This window comes from Tardiphaga sp. 768_D3_N2_1, from assembly GCF_052076105.1.
In the GTDB taxonomy this organism is placed as follows: domain Bacteria; phylum Pseudomonadota; class Alphaproteobacteria; order Rhizobiales; family Xanthobacteraceae; genus Tardiphaga.
Map to the genome: position 1 here is coordinate 4,221,301 of NZ_CP197245.1, position 23,061 is coordinate 4,244,361.

General features: G+C 59.1%; 20 protein-coding genes. 7 read left to right on the top strand and 13 right to left on the bottom strand.

What is annotated here, in order from left to right:
- Window positions 1-148: 148 nt before the first annotated feature.
- The 5 genes from AB8A27_RS19800 (at window position 149) to AB8A27_RS19820 (ending at window position 5,175) form a co-directional block, all read left to right on the top strand.
- A complete protein-coding gene (locus AB8A27_RS19800) occupies window positions 149-910 on the top strand; it encodes an alpha/beta hydrolase (RefSeq protein ID WP_441243391.1) in 762 nt (253 codons plus the stop codon).
- A 95-nt stretch (window positions 911-1,005) separates the two neighbouring features.
- Complete coding sequence (locus AB8A27_RS19805) at window positions 1,006-2,019, top strand: aldo/keto reductase (RefSeq protein WP_441243392.1); 1,014 nt, start codon at window positions 1,006-1,008, stop codon at window positions 2,017-2,019.
- Window positions 2,020-2,113: 94 nt separating this feature from the next.
- Window positions 2,114-2,968: a VOC family protein gene (locus tag AB8A27_RS19810; protein WP_441243393.1), complete on the top strand. Its 855-nt coding sequence runs from the start codon at window positions 2,114-2,116 to the stop codon at window positions 2,966-2,968.
- Entirely contained in the window at window positions 2,968-3,468 is a 501-nt protein-coding gene (locus AB8A27_RS19815; protein ID WP_441243394.1) for a putative quinol monooxygenase, read from the top strand. Before AB8A27_RS19810 ends, AB8A27_RS19815 begins: the two co-directional genes overlap by 1 nt.
- 429 nt (window positions 3,469-3,897) lie before the next feature.
- Window positions 3,898-5,175 (top strand): ATP-binding protein, encoded by a 1,278-nt coding sequence (locus AB8A27_RS19820; protein WP_441243395.1) that lies wholly within the window; start codon window positions 3,898-3,900, stop codon window positions 5,173-5,175.
- A gap of 75 nt (window positions 5,176-5,250) precedes the next feature.
- Here AB8A27_RS19820 and AB8A27_RS19825 read toward each other — a convergent pair whose 3' ends face one another.
- The 7 genes from AB8A27_RS19825 to AB8A27_RS19855 all read right to left on the bottom strand — a co-directional run bounded on the left by AB8A27_RS19825 (window position 5,251) and on the right by AB8A27_RS19855 (window position 14,841).
- Window positions 5,251-8,052, bottom strand: coding sequence for an ATP-binding protein (locus AB8A27_RS19825; RefSeq protein WP_441243396.1), 2,802 nt, complete (start codon window positions 8,050-8,052; stop codon window positions 5,251-5,253).
- A 204-nt stretch (window positions 8,053-8,256) separates the two neighbouring features.
- Window positions 8,257-9,282, bottom strand: a complete 1,026-nt coding sequence (locus AB8A27_RS19830) for an NAD(P)H-dependent flavin oxidoreductase (RefSeq protein ID WP_441243397.1) — start codon at window positions 9,280-9,282, stop codon at window positions 8,257-8,259.
- A gap of 113 nt (window positions 9,283-9,395) precedes the next feature.
- Window positions 9,396-10,577 (bottom strand): acyl-CoA dehydrogenase family protein, encoded by a 1,182-nt coding sequence (locus AB8A27_RS19835; RefSeq protein WP_441243398.1) that lies wholly within the window; start codon window positions 10,575-10,577, stop codon window positions 9,396-9,398.
- Between the two features lie 25 nt (window positions 10,578-10,602).
- The gene (locus AB8A27_RS19840) at window positions 10,603-11,784 is read right to left on the bottom strand and encodes an acyl-CoA dehydrogenase family protein (RefSeq protein WP_441243399.1); all 1,182 of its coding nucleotides are present in this window, start codon (window positions 11,782-11,784) and stop codon (window positions 10,603-10,605) included.
- A gap of 8 nt (window positions 11,785-11,792) precedes the next feature.
- The gene (locus AB8A27_RS19845) at window positions 11,793-12,536 is read right to left on the bottom strand and encodes an SDR family NAD(P)-dependent oxidoreductase (RefSeq protein ID WP_441243400.1); all 744 of its coding nucleotides are present in this window, start codon (window positions 12,534-12,536) and stop codon (window positions 11,793-11,795) included.
- 51 nt (window positions 12,537-12,587) lie between these two features.
- Window positions 12,588-14,141, bottom strand: coding sequence for a class I adenylate-forming enzyme family protein (locus AB8A27_RS19850; protein ID WP_441243401.1), 1,554 nt, complete (start codon window positions 14,139-14,141; stop codon window positions 12,588-12,590).
- Window positions 14,142-14,202: 61 nt separating this feature from the next.
- On the bottom strand, window positions 14,203-14,841 hold the full coding sequence (locus AB8A27_RS19855; RefSeq protein WP_441243402.1) for a 2-hydroxychromene-2-carboxylate isomerase: 639 nt from the start codon (window positions 14,839-14,841) through the stop codon (window positions 14,203-14,205).
- A 182-nt stretch (window positions 14,842-15,023) separates the two neighbouring features.
- Here AB8A27_RS19855 and AB8A27_RS19860 point away from each other — a divergent pair, with 182 nt between their 5' ends.
- Window positions 15,024-15,536 carry a winged helix-turn-helix transcriptional regulator gene (locus AB8A27_RS19860; RefSeq protein ID WP_441243403.1) on the top strand — a complete coding sequence of 171 codons (513 nt, stop codon included), beginning with the start codon at window positions 15,024-15,026 and terminating at the stop codon, window positions 15,534-15,536.
- 47 nt (window positions 15,537-15,583) lie between these two features.
- Here AB8A27_RS19860 and AB8A27_RS19865 read toward each other — a convergent pair whose 3' ends face one another.
- The 6 genes from AB8A27_RS19865 to AB8A27_RS19890 all read right to left on the bottom strand — a co-directional run bounded on the left by AB8A27_RS19865 (window position 15,584) and on the right by AB8A27_RS19890 (window position 21,792).
- Window positions 15,584-16,783 (bottom strand): ABC transporter substrate-binding protein, encoded by a 1,200-nt coding sequence (locus tag AB8A27_RS19865; RefSeq protein ID WP_441243404.1) that lies wholly within the window; start codon window positions 16,781-16,783, stop codon window positions 15,584-15,586.
- Between the two features lie 353 nt (window positions 16,784-17,136).
- Window positions 17,137-18,195, bottom strand: coding sequence for a Bug family tripartite tricarboxylate transporter substrate binding protein (locus tag AB8A27_RS19870; protein ID WP_441243405.1), 1,059 nt, complete (start codon window positions 18,193-18,195; stop codon window positions 17,137-17,139).
- A 59-nt stretch (window positions 18,196-18,254) separates the two neighbouring features.
- On the bottom strand, window positions 18,255-18,902 hold the full coding sequence (locus tag AB8A27_RS19875) for a glutathione S-transferase family protein (RefSeq protein ID WP_175500412.1): 648 nt from the start codon (window positions 18,900-18,902) through the stop codon (window positions 18,255-18,257).
- Window positions 18,902-19,642, bottom strand: coding sequence for an SDR family NAD(P)-dependent oxidoreductase (locus AB8A27_RS19880; RefSeq protein WP_441243406.1), 741 nt, complete (start codon window positions 19,640-19,642; stop codon window positions 18,902-18,904). Before AB8A27_RS19880 ends, AB8A27_RS19875 begins: the two co-directional genes overlap by 1 nt.
- A 1-nt stretch (window position 19,643) precedes the next feature.
- Window positions 19,644-20,852 (bottom strand): CaiB/BaiF CoA transferase family protein, encoded by a 1,209-nt coding sequence (locus tag AB8A27_RS19885; protein WP_441243407.1) that lies wholly within the window; start codon window positions 20,850-20,852, stop codon window positions 19,644-19,646.
- A 127-nt stretch (window positions 20,853-20,979) separates the two neighbouring features.
- Window positions 20,980-21,792 (bottom strand): helix-turn-helix domain-containing protein, encoded by an 813-nt coding sequence (locus tag AB8A27_RS19890; protein WP_441243408.1) that lies wholly within the window; start codon window positions 21,790-21,792, stop codon window positions 20,980-20,982.
- Between the two features lie 350 nt (window positions 21,793-22,142).
- Between AB8A27_RS19890 and AB8A27_RS19895 the strand changes: the two genes are divergently transcribed.
- Window positions 22,143-22,961 (top strand): enoyl-CoA hydratase-related protein, encoded by an 819-nt coding sequence (locus tag AB8A27_RS19895; protein WP_441244960.1) that lies wholly within the window; start codon window positions 22,143-22,145, stop codon window positions 22,959-22,961.
- The last annotated feature ends 100 nt before the right edge of the window (window positions 22,962-23,061 follow it).

A 23,061-nucleotide genomic window follows, 5' to 3' on the forward strand; every position in this document is an offset into this window, starting at 1 on the left:
TTGCACATCGCAAGCAGGGTGACTTCGCCCGGGATGAGCAGGATTCGACCCTCATCGCGCAGGAATCGGAAATACCGGAATGTACGCGTGATCTAGTGATGGCGCTCATCGAACAGAAATTGCCGCCCATCGAGGAGTGGAGCCTGTTATGAAGCCGATTATCTCCGCGCTTGCCGCAATATCGATCGTCGCCGCTCAAGTCGTCCCTGCGGCCTCGGCCGAGAGAACCGTTTCCATTGTCCTTGTCCATGGCGCCTTCGTCGACGGGTCGGGCTGGAAGAGCACCTACGACATACTTTCAAGTGCCGGCTATGAGGTACTCGTCGTCCAGCAGCCAACGATCTCGCTTCGCGACGATGTCGCCGAAACCGAACGTGTGATCGCCAAGGCCCGGCACCCGGTTGTTCTCGTCGGGCACTCATACGGAGGAATGGTCATCACCGAAGCAGGCGACAATCCAAAGGTCCGAAGCCTCGTCTATCTCGCGGCATTTGCTCCCGAGGCCGGGGAGTCGGTGAGTACACTCGCAGAAGCGCCTGCGCCAGCCGGCGAACACAAGGCTCCGATCGTCGCTGAAGGGAATTACCTCTTCGTCGAGGCCGATAAATTCCCCTCGTCATTTGCGGCCGATGTTGATGCCGCCACAACCCGCTTCATGAGTGCTGCGCAACTCCCGTGGGGATTGCAGGCGGTGCAGACCAAAGTCGGTCGTGTGGCCTGGAAGGCGAAGCCGACTTACTACATGGTGACAAGTGAGGATCATATGATCCCCCCGACCGCGCAACGCAATATGGCCCGGCGCTCGGGCGCGAAAGTGGCTGAGCTGAAAAGCAGCCACGCTGTGATGCTGTCGCATCCGCGCGAGGTCGCAGCGTTCATAAAGAGCGCAGACACATCCGCTTCTGACTGAAGTTGACGCGGCAGAGCGTCGATGGCCGAGGTCGATGTTCTCACGGTTATCCCTCGACGGATGACCTGGTCAGCCCGAAACAGAGGACATGCCATATGGCACTCAAGGACATACTGCCCGGCAAGCTGGGTTTCGGTGCGGCGCCACTCGGGAACATGTTTCGCGACATCCCGGAGCAGGAAGCGCTCGCGACGGTGAATGCAGCGTGGGACGACGGCATTCGGTACTTCGACAACGCACCGTTCTACGGCGCGGGGCTCGCGGAGATCCGTATGGGCGCCGCCCTCGCTGGCAGGCCGCGTGGCGATTATGTCATCAGCACCAAAGTCGGACGCGTGATCCTAGATGAGATCGAGGATGTCGATGCCCGTGATCTCGGCGAGAAAGGCGACGTGTTCAAACATGGGCGCCCGAACAAGATCGTCAACGACTATTCGAAAGATGCGACGTTGCGCTCTATCGAGGACAGCCTGAGGCGGCTGGGCACCGACCGCATCGATATCGCCTTCGTGCACGACGTCGCGCAGGATTTTTATGGCGACGAGTGGCTGGCGGTGTTCGAAAGTGCGCGCAAGGGCGCATTCAAGGCGCTTGACCAGCTACGCGACGAGGGCGTGATCAAGGCTTGGGGACTTGGTGTCAACCGGATCGAACCCATTGAACTCCTGCTTGCGCTCGACGATCCGCGCCCCGACGGCTTCCTGCTCGCGGGCCGTTACACACTTCTCGACCATGCCCGTGCGCTCCAGCGGGTGATGCCGATGGTCGCCGAGCATGAGCTCGCCATCGTTGTCGGCGGCCCCTACAGCTCCGGAGCGCTCGTCGGCGGTCCGAACTTCGAGTATGCACCGGCGCCTCCGGAGATCATCGACAAGGTAGCGCGGATCAAGGCGATTGCCGACCGCTATGGCGTCAGCATGAAGGCCGCAGGCCTGCAGTTTGCGCTCGCAAATCCGGTAGTTGCGGCCGTCATTCCGGGTGCGAGCCGTCCGAGCCGTATCGCAGAGGATCGCGCCGCGCTCGAGGAATCCATACCCGCCGATTTCTGGCGCGAACTCCGTTCGGCTGGCCTCGTCAGCCCCGCGGCCCCTCTTATCGGGGTCGATTGAGCTGCCCGAAATCGCAGCAAGTTCATTCTAGTCGGGCGTCGTTCCCAATGCTGGATGGGCAGGCAAATTCAACCGAACGACCAAGGAGACAGAAATGACAGATGAACCACAGAACGCCCCTGAAATAGGCCGCCGGGCCGCGCTTCGAACAGCCGGCGTAGCCATGATCGCAGGGCTGGCGATCGGCGGCACACCGACGGCCGCACCGGCCGCTGCACCGGACACCGGCGGAATGTCCGCGGCCGAGCGCAACGAGGCACCGCTCGGCGCGCGGCTCCAGGGCGTTCAGCATTTCGGGCTGACCGTCCAGAATATGGAGCGGGCCTATCAGTTCTACACCGAGGTGCTGGGCGGTACCGAAGTTTTCCGCCATGGCGACTTCCAGGGCGATGGGGTGCAGAACACGCTGCTGGCCGACCAGGAAATCGAGGCGAACGCACGCGGGGTCAATCCCCGGACGATCGGTGTTCCCGACCTGCGCGGTGGAGCGCAGCGGCTCGATGTTCGCTTCATCCAGTTCGACAATGTGGTGATCGAGTTACTCCAGTATCGAGACGCGGATCAGCCCATGGGTAGCTCCAGGAGCTTTGCTGAGCCAGTGCAGCACATGAGCCCCGCTTTTCCGCGTATGATGCACATCTGCTTCTATGTTCGCGACGACGTCGACTTCAACAAGTTCATCGCCGACCTCGAGGCAGAATCCGCGCGCCGGGGCATGACGCAGGTGAGAGCGAACCGCACCGTCCGGGTCATGACCGAGGCAGACCGCAAGGCAGCTCCCCGCAGCGCCAACACGAACCGGGTCACCGAGGCGCCGTCGGACGGCTGGGAACTGATCTATTGCAAGGGTCCGGAAGGCGAGCAGCTCGAATTTGTAAAAGCGCTGGGTCCCGTCAAGCAACGTTTTGCCCAAGCCTTGGCGAAACGGCAGCAGACTATCACACGCTGATGGACAAGATCCGGCGGATGAACGGCCGCTTGTCGCACTGGCCAGATGTTCGTGACAACGATGTGAAGGCACCCATGATGCAAACGATCCGTCGCAATTCGCTCGCCACGGCGCTGTTGGCCCTGCCGCTGTCCCTTCCGGCGTCGGCGGCAGTCGCTCAGCAGGCCCCACATGTGCGCTACCAGGATATTCGCGAAGGCGCCTATTCAGTAGTCGCCCAGGTGCGAGCCAAGCCTGGAAAGGAAGATGCTCTGCGGGCAGCTACCTTGCCTCTCATCGACCTGGTTCGCGCCGATCCCAAGAACCTGGTCTATTTTCTCCAGGAAGATCGCACCAAACCGGGGCATTTCATCTTTTACGAGATTTTTGCCAGTCAAGCCGATTTCGACGCACATAACGCCATGCCCTATGTGCAGGACTGGTTCGCCAAGCTTCCAGAGCTTGCCGAAGGTGGCGTCGAGGTGATGCGCATGGCGATCCACAGTATGCCCAAAAAATAGCCGAAATCGCCGAGAAATAATCCGCAGCTTGCAGATAGCCAAACCGCCGCTCACTGTCCGCGGGAAATTTCACCCGGGGCAGTGCTGCGGCGAAATGTCTGTTGTAGTCGGGGCCCGTGCACTTTAGCCCTTCGGCGTGTAGACTCCTGGTTAAAGTCTTGCTCGAATAGCTCTTGCCGATTTTGATCCATGGATTGGTCGAACTATGCGATGTCGTCGTTCAGAGGCACTGGCTGATAAGCCAAATCTGCAGAGCGCCCCCTCCGGCGCTTCGCCTCTGATGCAAACCGGGTTATCCCGGTGAAGGTGGCGTCTCGATCAATCGCTCCAACGAGCTCAACGAGCGGTAAAAACACCGACCAGCGTCCTGCACATAGGCCCGACGTGAGAATTTCATTCGGACCATACCGGTTCGATCGAGATCGGCGAATGTTGTGGGAAGGGGATATCTTATTACAAGTTGGAGCCCGGGCGCTGGCAATTCTGAGCGTGCTCACCGAGACCCCCGGACGTCTTGTAGGGAAACGTGAACTGCTAGAGCGGGTGTGGCCTGATGGCCGTGTAGACGACGCAAATCTCAAAGTACAAATTTCCACTTTGCGAAAAGCACTGCGCGGCTGCGAGGGATTGATCAGGACCGAATCTTCGTTGGGCTATCGCTTTCTCGGAGAAACGGTGCCGAATGATCCGTATCGCAGCACCCAGCAGCGATGCTTCTTGGCGCCAGGGCTTCTCACCGAGCCTGTTGGTCGCGACGATGTGGTTTCGGATATAGTTAGCCTTCTCAAAGAATGCCGTCTGGTAACGATCCTTGGCCCTGGCGGCATCGGAAAGACAACGGTCGCGCTCGCGATTGCACGTCGACTAGCCGATACATTTGCGGATGAAACCTGCTTCGTCGATCTTAACAGGATTGCGCGCGGCGATCAGATTTGCGAAGCCCTGGCGCGCGCGCTCGACCTTTCCGCCCGGGAGGCGCCTGCCCTTGAGCAAATAAAGGTCGCGCTGCAGGATAGACGCCTACTACTGGTCATTGACTCCTGCGAACACTCTATCGATGCGGTAGCGTTGCTGGTCGAGCAGGTTCTGAGCTTCTCCAATGAAGTCTGGATCCTGGCAACGTCCCGAGAGACCTTGAGAGTTGGAGCTGAATTCGTCTGGCAGCTCGAACCGCTCGACGTGCCGCCGCCCTCTCCGAGTAATACCGCGGTGAATGCTGCACGATACTCTGCAGTTCAGCTCTTTATAAGAATCGCGACCGAAGTTTCGGACGACTTTAGGTTCGACGACGACACCGCATCGGCCGTCGTCGAGGTCTGCCGACGTCTGGACGGAATTCCATTAGCCATCGAAATGACGGCCTCCATGGTCGGCACCCTCGACATTGGCGAGATCCTCCGCAATCTGGATCAACGTTTGTCCGTTTTGGAGTCCGATCGCCAAGCCACCAACCCTATACAGCATTCTCTGTCCTCAACTTTACACTGGAGCAGCAATCTCCTTCCAGTCAACGAACGAGCGGTGCTACGTCATTTGGCGCTTTTTGCAGGTGCTTTCACCCTCGATGATGCGGTTGCGGCCGCGGCTGATGACGTCAGAGATGCGTCCATCGTTCGCGAGGCGGTTGTCGCGCTCGCCAACAAGTCCTTCTTGATCGTGAATCATGAGATCAGCCCGCCGGAGTACCGCCTTCTCCGCTTTGTTTGAGACTGTAGGCCTAACCGTGGATGATCTGGAAGCTCTTGAGCATCCGTTTCTCCGAGTGGTCGCAGTTCGCGAGCATCAGGGCACGTTAATCCCGGCGAGGATAGATTGAGCGCGAGAGAGAAACGGCACGCGTGATCTGTCCTGTAAATTCGACAGGAGATCGATAAGTGCATTGCGAGCCGCCCACGGTCGTCTCATGTTCAACTCAAGCTCGGCGAGGCCGACAGCAGCTTCGCACTCATAGAGATAGAAATCGTGCAACTTGCTTAGCCCGATTGCTTGTCTGAACAGTTCGCGTGCCGTATCCACATCCCCGGGCCGGTTACGAGCAATGAGCACCTTGGCGAGGATTGGGTGGTGCTTACCGATGAGACGAACATCGGACGGACCCAGGCACTGGCTCATTGCCGTCATGAGGGCAGATTCTGCACCGTCCAGATCGCCAACAATTCGTCGCGCGTCCGCGAGTTCGATCCACAAGATTGGATGAAGAGAACCGGTCTTAATTATAAACTCATCTGCCAAACAGGAAGTCAGGATGCGTTCGGAGGATTCAGCGTCCCCGTCAGCATATCTGAGAAGAAGTGCTCGAAATGCCTCGGCAACCGCATGCCAGGGCCGGTAGTGCCGCGACACTTCCTCCAATTTTTGCAGGCAGCTGCGTGCACGGTGAAATTCCCCCGAGGATATGTTGACCCATGTTGCACCTTGAGCAAGAGCAAAATAGGTGGTTGTCAGATGTCCTTTTGCCTCGGCCTCATCAACCGCTGTGTTCGCAAGCGACAATGCCTGTTCGCAATACCCCATATAGTGTTTGGCAAGCGCCAACCCGATTTTGCAGGAGATGAACGAGTCGATTCCTCCGAAATACAAGTAGGCGCTTCTAGAAATCGACGGGCAGTCCTGCAGGAACATCTCGAACCTCTCATGGGCCGATCGTATGGCAGAGGTTTCAAAATCGTTGAATGCGGTTATTCGTTGAAGAAGATAGTGCACATCAGGAGCATTGGATCGCTCCGCCGCCTTGGCAAAGGCATCGAGATGACGTGTCGCCTGGCGGCGAGTGAGAAGCATATTCTGGATAATACCGTAGAGGGCCCGTAGCTCCAGGAAGTCATCTTCTGCGGCTTGCGCCGCGTGCCAGGCACGCTCATACAAGCTCGCTCCCTCGAATCCCGGCAGGTATACCTGCGCGGATGCAAGTGACACCAGCAAGCGCGGCCGCACGGCGGCATCAAACGCTGAACTATCATCGACGAGATGAAACGCCTTGGTTAGATAAGGGACCCCTTGAACCAGCGAGGTGAGCGCAAGCCAAAGCCGCTCCGCTGCGATAACAAGTTTTACGCCGAGTTCAGGATCTGACGAAAACGCCCAGTCAAGAGCCACCCGGACCTCGTCCAGGTATCCCAGCATTTTGGTATTCTCAGATGTCTCGTCGTAAAGGTCCCAGTCGATGCCGTCGAGCAGTCGGAGGAAGTATTCCGCGTGGCGTCTTTGCGCCATGTCTCTGCTAGGGAAATACAACTGAGCTACATATGCTCTCGTCGTATCCAGCAGACGATACTCCGCGTGTATCGAGTCCGGGTCGGAGGAGAGAAGTGAGCGGTGAGACAGTCCAATAATGGCGTCGCGCGCAGCGGACGCGCAGAGTTGGTCGCTGCTTGCCACGGCGATACCGGCGTCAAGCGAGAAGGTCCCAGCAAAGCAAGCGATGTGTCGCAGAGCGGATTGTTCTGCCTCGGACAGAAGATTATAGCTCCAGTCAATCGTCGAGAACAACGACCGTTGACGGGGAACAGTGCTTCTTCGGTCGACATTGATCACTGACGATTTTTCGTTCAGGCTGCGTAATGTTTCCTCGAAGCCAAGCACAGCGGCAATCGAAGCGGCAATTTCAATTGCCAGTGGGATCCCATCGAGGCGCCGGCAAATCTCCGCGACAGCAGCAGCTTGGCGATCATCGAAATGCAGCTTCGCCGCCCGCTGATGCAGGCACTTCAAGAATAGTTGGACTGACGAATAGGTCTTGACGTTATCCGTATGCGCTTCGGCAGCCTTCGGGGGAACTGTAAGGGGGGCGAGTCGCCAGATGGCTTCATCATCAAGCTGCAGCGGCTCTCGCGTCGTAATGAGAATATCCACATACGCCGTTTTAGCGAGGAAGCTGGCAACGAGTCTGGCCACCGGACCCAGCACATGCTCACAACAGTCCAGGATCAGAAGCATTCGCCTGTCGCGGAGCGCTAACACGATTTGTTCGATGCCCGGCCAGTCCGTTACTCTCAACCCGATCGCATTCGCCAATGCGGTGTAGACAAGGTCAATTGAGGATACTCGACCAAGATCGACAAAGTAGGCGCCATCGGCGTAGTTTGCGGCCCGGTCGTTCGCGACCTGCAATGCAATCGTTGTCTTCCCGATGCCACCCGATCCAAGGATCGTCACAAGTCGCCGACTATTGAGAAGCTCATGAATCCCATCCGCTGCCGCCTCACGCCCGATTGGCTTGACAACAATTCCAGGAATGCCGAACCGGGGCTGGTTTTCAGAGCGACGGATGACCGGCTCTTTCACAGCATTGGCGTCGAAACGATAGCCCTGAGATGGATCAGCTTGAATTGCGGCGCCGTAATCACGCAGAGCTTTTCTCAGCCCTGAGATCTGGACCCGCAAATTACTTTGATCAACGTGCAAGCCTGGCCATGCGCTCTTGATCAAGGCGCTCCGACTGACGGTTGCGCCGGGCGCTTCAAGGAGGACTTGCAGAATGGCTAACGCGCGAGCGCCAAGCCGAACCGGGACGCCTCCGTCCCATAGTGTACGGGTAGCTGCGTCAAAGCGGAACGGTCCGAAGAATATCTCTCGGCTCACCATTGCACCTGCTTGGAAACCATATCTCGCGGCGCAGCATAGAAGTATTGCCTCAGGTTCTACCAGATTTTTCGCAGGGTTTCGGAAACGCCGCCGTTATCTTCGGCACAAAGCGGCCATTCACGCCGCAAAAGGCGCCCTGCCCGTCAGGTGCGCCCCGGTTGTGCCATTTAACAGCGTTTGGTGACTACGACCTCAAGATATTGGTTAGGCGACCACCATTCCCTGGGCTGCGGCACGCAGCGGCTTCCCTGACGATGCATCGAGAAATCCGGTCAGGCGCTGGCGAATGATCTTCTCCGCATCCGCCATGATGCGGTCGATCAACTCCTTGACGGTCGGGATATCATTGATGAGTCCGGCCACCATGCCGCAGCTCCAGGCACCGGCGTCCATCTCACCATTCACCATGACCTTCGGATAGACGCCCGCGACTTCATTGATGATGTCGCCGATGACCAACGAATCACCTTTCTCACGTTCCGTAGCGATCAACCGCTCGACACCGGCATTGTTGAGGACGCGCTCCGTGTTTTTCAGCGAGCGCATCACAAGCCGCGTATCGAGCTCCGACGCCTTCACGATCGCATCCTTGACGTTCTGATGGACCGGAGCTTCCTTGGTCGCGACAAACCGCGTTCCCATGTTCATGCCCGCGGCGCCCATCGCAAGAGCTGCGACGAGACTGCGCGCATCCGCCATGCCACCTGACGCAACGAACGGGATCTTCAACTCCTCCGCAGCACGCGGCAGCAGGATCATGTTGGGCATATCGTCTTCGCCGGGATGACCGCCGCATTCGAAACCATCGACGCTCACGGCGTCACAGCCGATTTTCTCCGCCTTGAGAGAATGGCGGACGGAGGTGCATTTGTGGATGACCTTGATCCCTGCTTCTTTCAGAGCCGGCATATATTGCTCCGGGCTTCGGCCGGCGGTTTCAACGGCCTTGATCCCACCTTCCTTGATGGCCGCGATGTATTCCGGATAGGGCGGCGCATCGAAAGTCGGCAAGAAAGTGAGATTCACGCCGAACGGCTTGTCGGTCATGTCGTGGCAGCGCGCAATTTCCTTCGCGAGATTCTCGGGAGTGCGCTGCGTCAGTCCGGTGATGATGCCGAGGCCGCCGGCATTCGAGACCGCGGCAGCCAGTTCGGCGAATCCCACATAATGCATACCACCCTGGATGATCGGATGCTCGATGCCGAACAGGTCGGTGATGGCAGTTCTCATGATCGTCTCCGGCTTGTGCTGTTTCAGTTAACTGATTTTCGATGAGGAACTCGCAAACTTACGCCGATGTAACACGGCGTTCGCTGCGCTTGAGAGCGTCTGGATTGTCGTCGTCAAGACTTCGGCTTTGAAAGGCGCCCTTCAGGCTCCTTCCGAGTGAGGTTCCACGACGTGCGAGCGAAGCGCATGAGGTGGAATGCGGGATCTCCGAACAGGATATCGATGGCGCCGATCCGCTTGAAATAATGGCCCACATTGAGTTCGTCACTCATGCCCATGCCGCCGTGCAACTGGATGGCCTGTTCGCCGACGAAGCGCGCTGCATAACCGACCTTCGCTTTTGCGCCGGATGCCAGCTTCGAGACGCCGGTCTCGCCATCGCTCAGGCTGAGCACGAGATGCTGCGTCAGCGAGAGCGCCTCCTGAAGAGCGACGAACATGTCGACCATGCGATGCTGCAGAACCTGGAATGTTCCGAGTGCGACGCCGAACTGTTTACGCGTCTTGCTGTAGTCGAGCGTCGATGCATTGAGTTCGGTCATCGCGCCGACGGCCTCTGCGCATAGCGCCCCGATGGCGCGGTCACGACATCGCTCCAGAATTGCGGTGCCTTGTCCTTCGGCGCCAAGAAGACCGCTGGCCGGCACGCAAACATCCTTCAGCGTTATCTCCGCCGCCCGACGGCCATCGACCGTCTTGAAGCTTTGCAAATGCAGCCCAGCCGACTGGCGGTCGACAATGAAGAGGCTGACACCGTCGTGATCGCGGCGGTCGCCGCTCATACGCGCGGAGACGATTAACTTGTCTGCCCATGGCGCGCCAATGACCGCCGTCTTTGTACCCGATAAGATGAAATCGTCCCCACGCCTGCGGGCGCTCGTGGACACATTGCCGAGGTCGTAGCGAGAGCCCTGCTCAGCCCATGCCAGCGCCCAGATCTCACCACCGCCAGCGATGATTGGTAGATATGCGTGACGCTGCGCGTCAGACCCTTCGGCCTCAATCAAGCCGCCAGCCAGCACGACCGTCTCCATGAATGGCTCGACGACGAGACTGCGGCCGAACTCCTGCATGACAATCATCGTTGCCAGCGGGCCATCACCGAAGCCACCGAACTCCTCGGAAAAAGGCGCCGCAAGAAGACCAAGGTCAGCGAACTTCCTCCAGTGATCGCGGCTCCATCCTTCGTTACTGGCAACGATGTCGCGTCGAATGTCGAAGCTGTATTCGTCCTTGAGAAGCCTCTGAACGCTGTTGCGCAGGAGCTCCTGCTCTTCGGTCAACTGGATGTCCATGAACGCGTGCTCCCTGTGGCCCGGCTCAGAGACCGAGCACCGCCTTTGCGATGATGTTGCGCTGGATTTCGTTTGAACCGCCGTAGATGCTCAACTTGCGGGAATTCAGATACTTCTCGGTTGCGGTATGTCCATAAGCGGGACCCGGCATGAATATGTTATCGCCGCCGGCCGGCTCGCGCAGCGCCAGGCCGTCATATCCCATCGCACGATGGGTGAGATCGGTAATGCGCTGAAAGATCTCGGTGCCCCTGATCTTGAACAGGGAAGCCGCCGCACCGGGATCAATCCCGCGCGCCATTTGCGCAACGACCCGCAATTCAGTCGCCTCGAGCGCCAGAATGTCGAGTTCAACCCGCGCGATATCCCGCTCGAACTCACCCGATGCGGGATCATCCTCCGGCACTTCGGTTCTGACGATATCCTTCAAGCGGCGAAGATACCGCGTCGAGCGACCGATGCCAGCCATGCTGGTCCGCTCGTTGCCGAGCAGGAATTTGGCATAGGTCCACCCCTTGTTTTCCTCGCCGATCAGATTCCCGACGGGGACGCGGACATTTTCGAGGAAAACATCGTTGACCTCGTGCGAGCCGTCGATCGTGATGATCGGCCGAACCGTCACACCCGGCGTTTTCATGTCGATCAGCAGGAACGAGATTCCGGCCTGCGGCTTTGCCGCCGGATCAGTGCGGACAAGGCAGAAGATCCAGTCGGCATGCTGCGCGAGGGTCGTCCAGGTCTTGTGACCATTGACGATGTAGTGATCGCCGTCGCGCACGGCCTTGGTGCGTACCGAAGCAAGATCAGATCCCGATCCCGGCTCTGAATATCCCTGGCACCACCAGTCCTCGCCCGACAATATCCGCGGCAGGAACCTCTGCTTCTGGGCATCAGTGCCGAATGTGTAGATCACCGGCCCGACCATGGTCACGCTGAAGGCGAGAGGCGGCAAGGTTCCCGCCCGCGACGTTTCCTGCTCCCATATAAAGCGCTGCGTGAGTGACCAGCCCGGGCCGCCATATTCCTTCGGCCATAGCGGAGCAATCCATCCCTTCCTGTGAAGGATCCGATGCCAAAGCAGCGATTGCTCCTTGCTCAGATCCGTCTCCGGGTTGAGAACCCGCATTTCCTGCGGGTAGTTTTCCGCGATGAACGACCGGACCTCATCGCGAAAGGCGGCATCTTCGCTGGAGAGCTTGAGCTCCATGGCGATGCCTACCACTTCTCGCCGAATGGGCGGATCTCGTGCTCGAACGTCCATGCGTCACGCGGCTGCTGGTAAAGTGCCCAGTAAGCCTCGGCGACAGCAGCCGGCCGCATCAAACGGTTCGGATCGAGGTTTTCCATTGCCTGAGGCCCTTCGCGACTGGTGATCAGCTGCCGCACCCATTCCGTATCGACGCTGGAGTCGATGACGAGATGTGCGACATGGATGTTCTTGGGGCCGAGCTCCCGCGCCATCGACTGGGCGACGGCGCGCAGACCGAACTTCGCGCTGGCGAAGGCAGCAAAGCCGTTGCCGCCCCGCAGACTTGCCGTCGCGCCCGTGAAGAAGATATTGCCCTTTCCGTGCGCGAGCATCGCCCGCGCCGCCTCGCGGCCGGCCAGGAATCCGGAGTAACACGCCATCTCCCAGACCTTGCGAAACACGCGTTCCGTCGTCTCGACGATCGGGAAGTTGACGTTGGCACCGATGTTGAAAACACAGATCTCCAGCGGCGCATGGGCGTCGGCGTCGGCGATGAATTTCACCATCTCCTCTTCCTTGCGCGCATCGAGAGCACGCCCAAACACGGTGCCCCCCGCAGCCTCGATCTCCTTGATCAGCGGCTCGAGCTTTTCGCCCTGGCGGCGCCCCACGAAGACCGTGAAACCTTCCGCAGCGAATTTCTTGGCGATCTCGCCGCCGATGAAGTCACCTGCGCCAACGACGGCTACCGTTGCATTGCGTTTTTTCAACTGAGTTCTCCCGGATGCGAGTATGCGGCGACGAATGCCGCCGCAATCTGCTTAGCTGCGCAGCGATTCCGCCAGCTTGTGCTTCAGAATCTTGCCCGTGGATGTGGCCGGCAGTGCCGGCAGCACGATGATCTCCGACGGGCGCTTGTAGGATGTGAGCTGAGGACTGACATGCGCCATCAGATCGGAGACCGTTGTCTCGGTCCCCTGAAGAAGCTGCACAAAGGCAACGACCTCCTCGTTACCGTCCACCGGACGCCCCACGACCGCGCACTGCACGACCGAGGCATGCGTACTCAACACCGCCTCGATCTCGGCGGGATAGACGTTGAAACCCGAGCGGATGATCATTTCCTTGGTACGGCCGACGATGAAGAGACAATCCCCCTCGAAGCGTGCCAGATCGCCAGTGTTGAACCAGCCGTCCGGATCGATCGCCTTCGCAGTCAGATCCGGCGCCCGATAATAGCCGCGCATCACATTCCGCCCGCGGACATGAAGCTCCCCGACCTCGCCGGCAGTCTTGAGCGATCCGTCGAGGCCCAAAATCTTCGCCTCGACACCCGGCAGCAGCGGACCAACCGCCTGATCGTCGCGCGGCGCATCGATCCGCACGCCGGACAATCCGGGTGAGCATTCGGTGATGCCATAGCCGTTCAACAGCGAGAGCCCGAGTTCGCGCTCCACGCGCGACTTCAAATCCAGGTCGAGCGGCGCGCCTGCGACCGCAATAAGACGCAGAGAGCCCCGATCAAGTTTGCTCAAGCCGGTAATCGATTTGTATTCCAGCAATCGCTGATAGGTCGCCGGCACGCCATTCAGGATCGTAATGCCTTCGTCCGAGATCGCCTTGGCCAGCGCGGCCGGATCATACTTGCTCGCCAACCGGACGGGCGCGCCCGTCATCAAGGTCATCACCAGCAACGAAATGCCGACGATGTGCGAGATCGGGAGGACAATGTACTGCTTGTCAGATGGCGTCATGCGGCGGATCTCGGCCGTGGTCTTGGCGCTGAAGAGCAGATTCTCGTGCGTCAGCATCACGCCTTTGGGCGTGCCGGTCGTGCCCGACGTATAAATGAGAACAGCCACCTGATCTTTCGGGCTGTCCTCCACTGGCTCGGGTGACGTAGCCTCGTTGAGAGCGGTAACGGCCACCTCCGGTAGCGGACCGATCTGATGCGTTTGGGCTTCATACCGCGCGGCATGGCCCGCCGCTTCCCTGGACACACCGGCCGTCAGAAACACACGGCGCGCGCCGCTGTGATCCCTGATCTGATCCAGCTCACGAGCGGACAGCCGCGGATTGACGACGATCGCCCAGACATCGAGGCGACTTGCCGCGAGCAGAAGACCTGCGAGCGGAATGCTGTTCTCGCTGACGATCATCAGCCGGTCGCCGGGCCTGATGCCGAGCTTGGTGAGATCACGGGCAATATCCGCGACGGCCTCATGCAACTGACCATAGGTCATGCTGCCTTCATCGTCGATCAGCGCGATCCGATCGGGCGTTTCGACAGCATGGCGGTCGATGACCTGATCTATGCGGCGTGGCAGCGCGGACAGTATGCGCGTTGCCTGATCGGCTTCCACCGTCTTCAACATCTTCGTCCTCCCGGAAAACGAGCTGCTTCATCGCAGCCTCTGGATCGTATGGTCGGGTAACCTAGGCCGTCCTCGTTTTCAGGACAGACGCCTGCTCTACGATCGCCTCTTCCACATCCCTGAGACTGTCCTTGCCAAAGAACATCTCGTTACCGACGAAGAAGGTCGGCGACCCGAACGATCCGCGGGCCACCGCGTCATTCGTGTCCTTGATCAGCTTCTGCTTGACGTCGTCCTGCTGGGCGCGGGCGATCAGCCTGTCGATGTCGATGCCCGACTCCTTGAAAGCCGCCACGAATACCGCCGGATCGTCCATCTTCTTCGGCTCTTCCCACATGTGGTGATAGGCAGCCCTGAAATACGGATCGAACAGACCTTCGAACTTTGCCGCGACAGCACCGCGCATGAGCATGAGCGTGTTGACCGGGAAGAACGGATTATTCCTGAACTTCGTAATGCCGTGCCGCCGGATGAAGCGCTCGGACTCGAGCCTCTGATATTCAGGTTTGTTCTTGATCCCGCGCAACGACTCGGCCGGCGACATGTTGCCGGTGGCCTTGTAGATCCCGCCCAGCAGCACCGGGATATATTCAAATTTGACGCCGGTGCGCTGCTCAATTCCCGAAAGGGCAGCTTCCGCGAGATAGGCGTTCGGGCTGCCGAAATCGAAATGGAATTCCGGCTGTGGTCGATCGGTCAACGGCGCCTCCTCTTTAATCTTGGCGGGCGGGATCAAACCTCCGCCGCGACGTGGACGCTAAAGTTCTATTTTAGAACTGTCAACGCAAAAGCAGGCCTCGGAACCGGAATCCGGAGATGCGTATTGTTTTGAGGTACGTACCAAAATAGAATGTGACGAATACCCGGGTCCGGAGACGCTGAATGAAATGGGATGCACTTGAGGAGGAGCCGTGCTCGCTGGCCCGCACTGTCGCGGTGATTGGCGACCGCTGGACCTTGATGATTTTGCGCGAATGCTTCCTGCGCAAGCGCCGGTTTGACGCCTTCCAGACTTCGCTAGGAATTACACGACACCTTCTGGCCGACAGGCTCAAGAAACTCGTACGCTTTGGCGTGCTCCGGCGTATTCCCTACATGGATTCACCCAAGCGATACGAGTACATCCTGACGCAAAAGGGACTGGACCTCTATCCGATCATCATGTCGGTCGTTCATTGGGGCAATGTGCACATGGTCGACTCCCGCGGCCGGCCGATGCTTCACGAGCACAAGTTATGCGGCAAGCACTTCGATCCGCTCATGATCTGCTCGGAATGCGGCGAGCCAGTGTTTGCCAAGGAGGTCCACGTCCATCCGGGCCCCGGCGCCCGCGAGGCTGTTGCCCCCAAGGCCAACATTTCAAAAGCTCGCACGACCAAGGTCAGCCGCGCGTAAGATACCAGGTCCGCATCGAAATCGGCGCGGACCTGGCGACGACCTCATCATTCCGAAGTCGCATCAAGAAGACCACCGAACTGCTCCCAGGAAGTTCCACTCCAGCGCTGCAACTGAAGCTGGGTATATGCCATGCTGTTCTGTGGTCCGGTATTGATGGTAATTCCCGGCATCAAGGTCGGCAGGGATAGACCTCGAATATTGCGCGCCTGCTTTACAATATTCTCGCGGGAATAATCGCCAGCGCACTGTTTCAGAATCTGCTCCAGGATCTGGCCCTGCTCCGTTCCAAACACATAATTCGCATCACCGATGTCGGCACCGGGCAGATATTTCGCGAAGTGAGACTTGTACCATTGGATGCCGGCATCATCCACCCACTTCTTGTCGCTTGGATCCTTTGCGATGGTCGCCGCTACAATGCCGATTGCCTTTTCGGGCCCCGCCGGCACGATTGTTGAAGCGACCGAGCTTGAAACATAATTGATCAGGAACAGCGGCTTCCAGCCAATGTCGAACGCTTTCTTGATAGCCTGCGCAGCGAATTTCGGTGTGCCGGCAACAAGGAATGCTCCAGCGCCCGATGCTTTCAGATTCACGACATGCGTATCGACGGTCGGCTCGCTCAGTTCGTAGGCGGACGCCACGACTTTCTTGTCAAAGCTGTCCTTCAAGTATTCCTTAAACGCGGCGAGGAAGTCCTTCCCCAAATCGTCATTCTGGTAAAGTAGCGCGATCTTCGCATCCGGCAGCGTCTTCGTGATATATTTCGCGTAAATCTTGCCCTCGGTGTCGTAGCTCGGCAGGCCGGTCGTCGTCATCGGGAATTCTTTGAAGTTCGTGAACTTGTTGACACCGCTCACCACAAACAAGTGGGGGACTTTCTTCAAGTTCACGTATTTGATGGTGGCCGCGATTCCCGGAGTACCCAGCGGACTAAACATGAAGGCAACTTCGTCACTTTCAACCAGCTTGCGTGTCTGCTCAACCGTTTTCGGCGGGCTATACGCATCATCATAAGTGATCAGATTGATCTTCTTGCCGCCAATGCCACCGCGATCGTTGATTGAGTTGACGTAAGCAATGAGCCCCTTGCCCGTGTTGCTCAGCGGCGATGCCGGACCACTATATGGGAAGGTTGCTCCAATTTTGATTTCGGTATCGGTTACTCCGACAGTCTCGGCCTGCGCCTGCATGCCGAAGACCGCCGCCGCAAACGAAAGCCCCACAAACACCTTGCTCGCCATTATTCGCTCCCTCCAATACGGCAAGCTCTTTCGCTCACCTTTTTCATATTCATGAGTGACGATTTTCCTCGTCAGCGCGTGCTCGGCTCACGGGAAGCCGGCCGGATTGGGCTGTGATGCCTGATGGTGTCTTCAGCGAAGACGCGACAGCTAACGCCGTCGAACCTCAACGCCGCATGATTCTCCCGTTTTCGACCGCGCCTGAGCGGCGTGCGATCACTCGATCGCTATATTCGTTGATCCTGATTAGTGCGTTCTTTTATAGAACTGTCAATCGCAAAATCCGTTCGCCGGGCGCGGCTAATTTGCGTTACGCCCCCGCCCCCTGAAACGTCGGCCAGAGCAATGCAGCCTTACGTCTTCCGATCCGCAATCGCTTGCCTTGCAAGCTCGATCCAGACTGGCGCCTCGCGCGTATATAATTCGCGCGTTGCTGCTATCGGCATTGGTCCTTCATCGATTCCAAACGTCTGGAACATCGTTTTGACCTTCTCGGTCTGCGCCGCCCGCATGATGAGGTCCGACAGGCGTTCGACGATCGCCGTCGGCGTACCAACCGGCACCGCGCAGCATTGATAGGTCATCAGACCGAAGAGCGGAGACTCTGCCCCTTGCTCGGCAAACGTCTTGACGTCGGGAAAGGTCGTCAATCGCTTCCGCGGGACAGCAATCACCTGACCGCTCCCGGACTGCAGAACGGGCTGTGCACCGACGATCGTTCCGACACCGCCGTCTACAGTCTGCGCCACGACGTCCGTAAACATGGGCGCCTCGCCGCGGTAGTGAATGGGCTCGATGTTCAAACCATACTGTCTGTTGAGCGCGAGGATCGTGAGATGCGCAGGCGAGCCAACGCCGAAGGTTCCCAGGGTGACCCGTCCCGTTGCGCGTGCGTGGCGCAGGAAACCATCGAGATCGGACACGCCCAATTTCTTGCTTACGATGAGCGGTAATCCGCCCGTCGGCATCGCCGAAACCAGCTGGAAGTCCCTGTCCGTATCGTAAGTTAGATCCTTGACCAGAACGCGGTTCACCGTCATCGCTCCGGACGTATTGAAGAGGATCGTGTATCCGTCCGGGGCTGCGCGCTTCACTTCGGCCCCGGCGATCGAACCAAGTGCTCCCGTCTTGTTTTCGACGACAACCGGCACACCGGTCTGGCTCCCGATGAATTCGCCGTACAATCGGGCATAGACGTCGGTCTGTCCGCCAGGAGCAAATCCAACGACGATCTTGATCGGACGCTGCGGCCATGCGTCGCTCGCCGAGCGCGCTATGGACGGAAAGGCAACGGCGGACGCCGCTGCGCCCAGCAAAGATCGGCGAGATAGAGTCATTCTGGTTGTCCTCCCCTGCATGCTCGTTATCGATTTTTGATTGGCGTGAGCCTGGTCACATGTAACGGCCGGCAACGATCGCGGACCGGCGAGCCCCGATGTACGACCGCCGCTGCGCGCGGACCCGGCTTTGATTACGAGCCCGGCTTATTCGCTGCTGAAGCTTCCTGATAGGCTGGCCTCTGCAGGACACGGTCGAGATACGGCGCCGTGCTGTCGCAGATCGGCACCTGATAGTCGATCGCCCAAGTGAGACAGGTTGTCAGCAGGATGTCTGCCGTCGTGAATTGATCGCCCAGGAGGTAGTGGCGCCCGTCCGACAGAGCGGCGTCGACATGTTTCAGTTGCTTTCTGAAGTATTCCGCAGCCTGCGCGACGACTTCCGGCGCGTCACCATAGATATGAGACAGCCCTTTGATGTTACCGTGTCGCCTCATCACATACAGGCTCGTCGAGTCGAGCTCCGTCACGATGAAGAAGCACCATTCGAGCCACTTCGCATAGGCGTCCTGATCTTGAGGGACCAGAGATACGGTCTGGTCAGGGTAGGTTCTCGCCAGATAGGCGATGATCGCGGCACTCTCTCCGATGATGAGGTCGCGGTCCTGGAGAAGCGGCACCTTTTGCCGTGGATTGAGCGCCGTATATTCCGGCGTCTCGGTTTCCCCGGTCCGCGGAAGGATCGGCTTTCGGGTGTAAGGCAACTTCAATTCGTGAAGCGCCCAATGAGGCCGGATGGTGCGGCTGGTACCAACGCCCCACAATACGAGTTCCGGGCTCATCACCATTTCTCCGCAGCCGGCCGAAGATCCAGCTCATGCGTCCATCCATCCCGCTTCTGCGCGTGCGCGAACCAGTACGCCTCCGCGATCGACGCGGTCGTCGTAAGACTGTCGGGTTGGCGGGCCGCAGGATCCAGACCCCGCATACGCATCCGCTCATGGATCGCCTCGCTGTCGACACCCGCATCGATCAGCAGGTGCACGACGTGGATATTCTTCGGCCCAAGCTCGCGCGCCATGGACTGCGCAACAGCCCGGAGACCGAATTTGGCCGCCGAGAAGGCGGCGAACCCGCTGCCGCCACGAACACTGGCGGTCGCGCCGGTGAACAGCATCGTGCCGGCGCCGCGCGGGACCATGTACCTCGCCGCTTCGCGTCCGACCAGAAAGCCCGCGCAGCAGGCCAATTCCCAGGCCTTGAAGAAAAGCTTCTCCGTCGTCTCCAGCAGCGGCTTCTGCACATTGGATCCGGCATTGAACAGACACACCGCGATCGGGCCGATCTCTTCCTCGACCGTCCGGAACAGTCGCTGGACCTCCTCCTCGTTCCGGGCGTCGGTTGACTTTGCGTGGACATCGTGGCCTTGCGCGCGCAGTTCGTCGACCAGGGCCGCCGACTTTTCGGCTTCACGACGCGCAATGCAGACTGTGTATCCTCCTTGCGCAAATCGTCGCGCCACAGCCGCACCAATCGCGTCTCCCGCCCCCACCAGGAGCGCCACCTGTTTCTTATCGGTCATGTTAACGTCCCTCGCCTTCAATTCGAACGACCTTCGACACGTTCATCGCGGTGATCGCTTCATCGTCGAATCCGAGATCACGCAGGATCTCCCGACTATGTTCGCCGATGCGGGGCGCCGGTCCTGTTATGGTCGCCGGACGCTCTTCGAACCGGGCCGCGGGTTTCGGCTGACGTACGCGGCCAACTGACGGCTGGTCCAGCTCTTCGATGATCCCCCGCGCGACGACCTGCTCGTTTGCAACGATTTCGCTTCGCCGCAGCACCGGCGCGCACGGAACGTCCTCCGCGTCCAGCCTGGCCAGCCATTCGACCGTGGTCCGATTGGCGATGTATTCCTGCATCTTGTTGATGCGCGCGGTGGCATTGACCGATCGCCCCGCCGGCGTCGCAAACCTCTCGTCCTTGACGAGCTCAGGGTCGTCGGTCGCCCGACAAAAGCCTTGCCACTCGGAATCCGAGATCGTACCGGCGGTTATGTAGCCGTCTTTGGTCTTGAAGATGAGGTCGGGGCGATCGTTCGGGTCCGGGGACGTGGCTTCCGCACCGACAACAGTGTGTTGCATCATGCCTTCGGGCCACAGAAATGACAGCATGGCGTCGAGCATCGCAACGCGAATGTGGTCGCCGCGCCCGGTTTTCTCACGCGCATATAGCGCGGAGGAGACCGCCTGCGCGGTGAGTACGGCCGTCGTCTTGTCGGCGACGATCGTCCGGATCATCTGGGGCCGGTTGGTGCCGGCTTGCGACTGGATGTCCGCGAAGCCCGACAACCCCTGCACGATCGGATCGTAGACGCGCTTCTTCGCGTAAGGTCCGGTTTCACCGACGCCACTGATCGATACATAGATGAGGCGCGGATACTGGTTCCGGAGCTCGTCAGCCCCGAGCCCAAGACGCTCCATCGTGCCCGGACGGAAGTTCTGAACGAGAACATCGGATTCGGCGACAAGCTTCCTGACGATCTGCACACCGGCTTCGCTCTTCATATCAAGTGAAATGGAGCGCTTGCCGCGGTTCGACGAGATAAAGAGTGCCGAGAATTGCCCGGCCTTGTCGATCGCAGCCCGACTGCGGCGCGTAATGTCGCCGCCAAGCGGCTCGATCTTGATGACCTCGGCGCCTTGGTCCGCCAGGAACATCGTTGCAAATGGACCCGATACGACGCTGGTCAGATCGAGTACTCGAACTCCCGAAAGAGGTCCCGGCATGCGCTCCATTCCCGCTGCTTTCGGCGCAAGGCGCGCCTTTGAGCGGATGTGTTAGAGGAGAGCTGACGGAGTGACTTGCCAGAAAGTGCCGGATCAACGTGAAAGCGACATCGTCTTCCCTGCGCTGTTATCCTCGCGTCGCAGCACGGAAGTGCGAGGGACAAACCCCTGTATGTTTCTTGAACTTCGTCGTGAAATGCTGCGAATGGCTGAAGCCGACCGCCAGTCCGATTTCCGTCAGCGAATACTTCTCGCTGACAAGGAGGCACTTGGCTCTCTCGATGCGCCGCCCGATGACGTATTGATGCGGAGTATCGCCGGTACTTTCGGAGAACGCCCGAATGAAATGTCGAGTACTCAATCCGACCAGCGAAGCCATTTCCGTCAATCCGATCGACCGTCCGATGTTTTCCTCGACGAACTCGGAGATCCTTTTGAGATTGCGTTGGGTGAGGCCGCCCCGGTTGCCAAGCGGTGCGTCAGTGCCGCTCATCCTCTGCAGAAAGGCAAGTGTCTGGATTGCCCACCCCTCTGCCATCATCGCATAGACGTCGTCATGATGCGGCTCGCCGCATAGTTCTTCCAGTCCGAAAGTGATTGCGGGATTGTCAAAACCTAATCTCGGCGCTGCAGAAAAGCATGGAAGTCGGTCCGATATGAACGTCTGGTCGAAGAACACGACCGTATATTCCGACCTGGCCGATGTGACGGTGAATTCGCCATCGATCTCCAGGCCAGCCGGATAAACGGCCAGGTTGCCGGCGAGCTGCTGGTCGAACGATCGGCCATCCATCTTGCCACGCAGCTTCCGCGCGCCCCTCCTATAGAAGAAGAGCGCCAGTTCCGGTTGCTTGAAGTGCCATTGAACCCGCTTCGATACGTCCCTGCGGAAGCTTTCAATCCGGATCACCGGCGTGCGGACGACAGTGTTGGACAGCACGCGACCGCCGACGATCCTGATGAATTCGCCGTTCCCGGCTACACTGCCCATGCGACTGTCTCCCCTGCGCGTCGATGCGCAACGCGTTCGGCAGCCGCAGCGCCTGGGCGGCTCGCAATGAGGATGCTGCTTCCGCGCGATCGGGCACAGCATCGCTCCGTCGGAAGTCCTTCGGACTTCGCGGACAGACCGCGCATCTGTTTCCTCCCGACGGTCATTCAGCTGACCGTCTTTGATAATCGGCTCAAGCGGAGAAGATCCTGCCTTGCAGCCTCTTGCGCGAAGACTATAGTTCCAATTTAGAACTGTCAATTTTCAAACAGTGCACGACAGGGAGACGCCTCATGACGATTGTGACGCCGGTGACGGTCGAGACGGGAACGGACGAATTGCTTTGTCATATCGACCGTCGGGTCGCCGTGATCACGCTCAATCGCCCGGCGGCCCGCAATGCACTGTCGGACAAACTCACGCCCGCGCTGCGCCGGATGATCGCAACCTGCGCGACCAACAATGGCGTACGTGCAGTGCTGATCACCGGCGCCGGCGAGGCCTTCTGCGCAGGCGGCGATGTGAAAGGCATGGGCGATCGCAGCAGCGCAGGCGAACTCACCTTTGGCCAGAAGGTCACACGTCTGATCGAACGTCAGCGCACTTTGACCGGCGCGCTGTTCGAGATGCGGAAGCCGACAATCGCAGCCCTTCCCGGTGCGGCTGCAGGCGCAGGCCTCTCGCTCGCATTGGCCTGCGATATCCGTATCGCGGCGGAGCAGGCATTCGTCAGTACGGCCTATGCCAGGATCGGACTGAGCGGCGACTACGGCGTCGCCTGGCTGCTCACGCGTACCGTGGGAGCCGCCCGCGCAAGAGAGCTGATGTTGTTGTCCGACAGAGTCGATGCGCAACGCTGCGAAGCTATAGGATTATTCAATCGGATCGTACCGGCCGACAGGCTTGCCGAAGAGGCATTCACGATCGCGTTGAGATTGGCCAATGGACCCGTGGAAGCCTACAGCGCCATGAAAGATAACCTGGACGAGGTGCAACAGCTCGGCTTCGCCGCATCTTTGGACAAGGAGGCCGAGCGGATGGTCCGCTCTACGCAGACCGAGGAGCACCGTGAAGCCGTCAGGGCGTTCGTCGAAAAGCGTCCACCCGTATTTCAGTAAGCGCAGATGGCAGACAAGACCCATTGCCTGAGATGCCGTTTCCAGATGTCGCTGGATCGATCCTGCCAATACGACGACGGGATCGAGGTGAGAGTCTACC

Bases quoted from the DNA above. Each gene is read 5' to 3' on its own strand.
- AB8A27_RS19880 (WP_441243406.1), bottom strand. From the start codon at position 19,642: ATGACCGATAAGAAACAGGTGGCGCTCCTGGTGGGGGCGGGAGACGCG.
- AB8A27_RS19885 (WP_441243407.1), bottom strand. From the start codon at position 20,852: ATGCCGGGACCTCTTTCGGGAGTTCGAGTACTCGATCTGACCAGCGTC.
- AB8A27_RS19805 (WP_441243392.1), top strand. From the start codon at position 1,006: ATGGCACTCAAGGACATACTGCCCGGCAAGCTGGGTTTCGGTGCGGCG.
- AB8A27_RS19865 (WP_441243404.1), bottom strand. From the start codon at position 16,783: ATGGCGAGCAAGGTGTTTGTGGGGCTTTCGTTTGCGGCGGCGGTCTTC.
- AB8A27_RS19875 (WP_175500412.1), bottom strand. From the start codon at position 18,902: ATGAGCCCGGAACTCGTATTGTGGGGCGTTGGTACCAGCCGCACCATC.
- AB8A27_RS19800 (WP_441243391.1), top strand. From the start codon at position 149: ATGAAGCCGATTATCTCCGCGCTTGCCGCAATATCGATCGTCGCCGCT.
- AB8A27_RS19820 (WP_441243395.1), top strand. From the start codon at position 3,898: ATGTTGTGGGAAGGGGATATCTTATTACAAGTTGGAGCCCGGGCGCTG.
- AB8A27_RS19825 (WP_441243396.1), bottom strand. From the start codon at position 8,052: ATGGTGAGCCGAGAGATATTCTTCGGACCGTTCCGCTTTGACGCAGCT.
- AB8A27_RS19840 (WP_441243399.1), bottom strand. From the start codon at position 11,784: ATGGAGCTCAAGCTCTCCAGCGAAGATGCCGCCTTTCGCGATGAGGTC.
- AB8A27_RS19830 (WP_441243397.1), bottom strand. From the start codon at position 9,282: ATGAGAACTGCCATCACCGACCTGTTCGGCATCGAGCATCCGATCATC.
- AB8A27_RS19835 (WP_441243398.1), bottom strand. From the start codon at position 10,577: ATGGACATCCAGTTGACCGAAGAGCAGGAGCTCCTGCGCAACAGCGTT.
- AB8A27_RS19860 (WP_441243403.1), top strand. From the start codon at position 15,024: ATGAAATGGGATGCACTTGAGGAGGAGCCGTGCTCGCTGGCCCGCACT.
- AB8A27_RS19815 (WP_441243394.1), top strand. From the start codon at position 2,968: ATGGACAAGATCCGGCGGATGAACGGCCGCTTGTCGCACTGGCCAGAT.
- AB8A27_RS19850 (WP_441243401.1), bottom strand. From the start codon at position 14,141: ATGTTGAAGACGGTGGAAGCCGATCAGGCAACGCGCATACTGTCCGCG.
- AB8A27_RS19810 (WP_441243393.1), top strand. From the start codon at position 2,114: ATGACAGATGAACCACAGAACGCCCCTGAAATAGGCCGCCGGGCCGCG.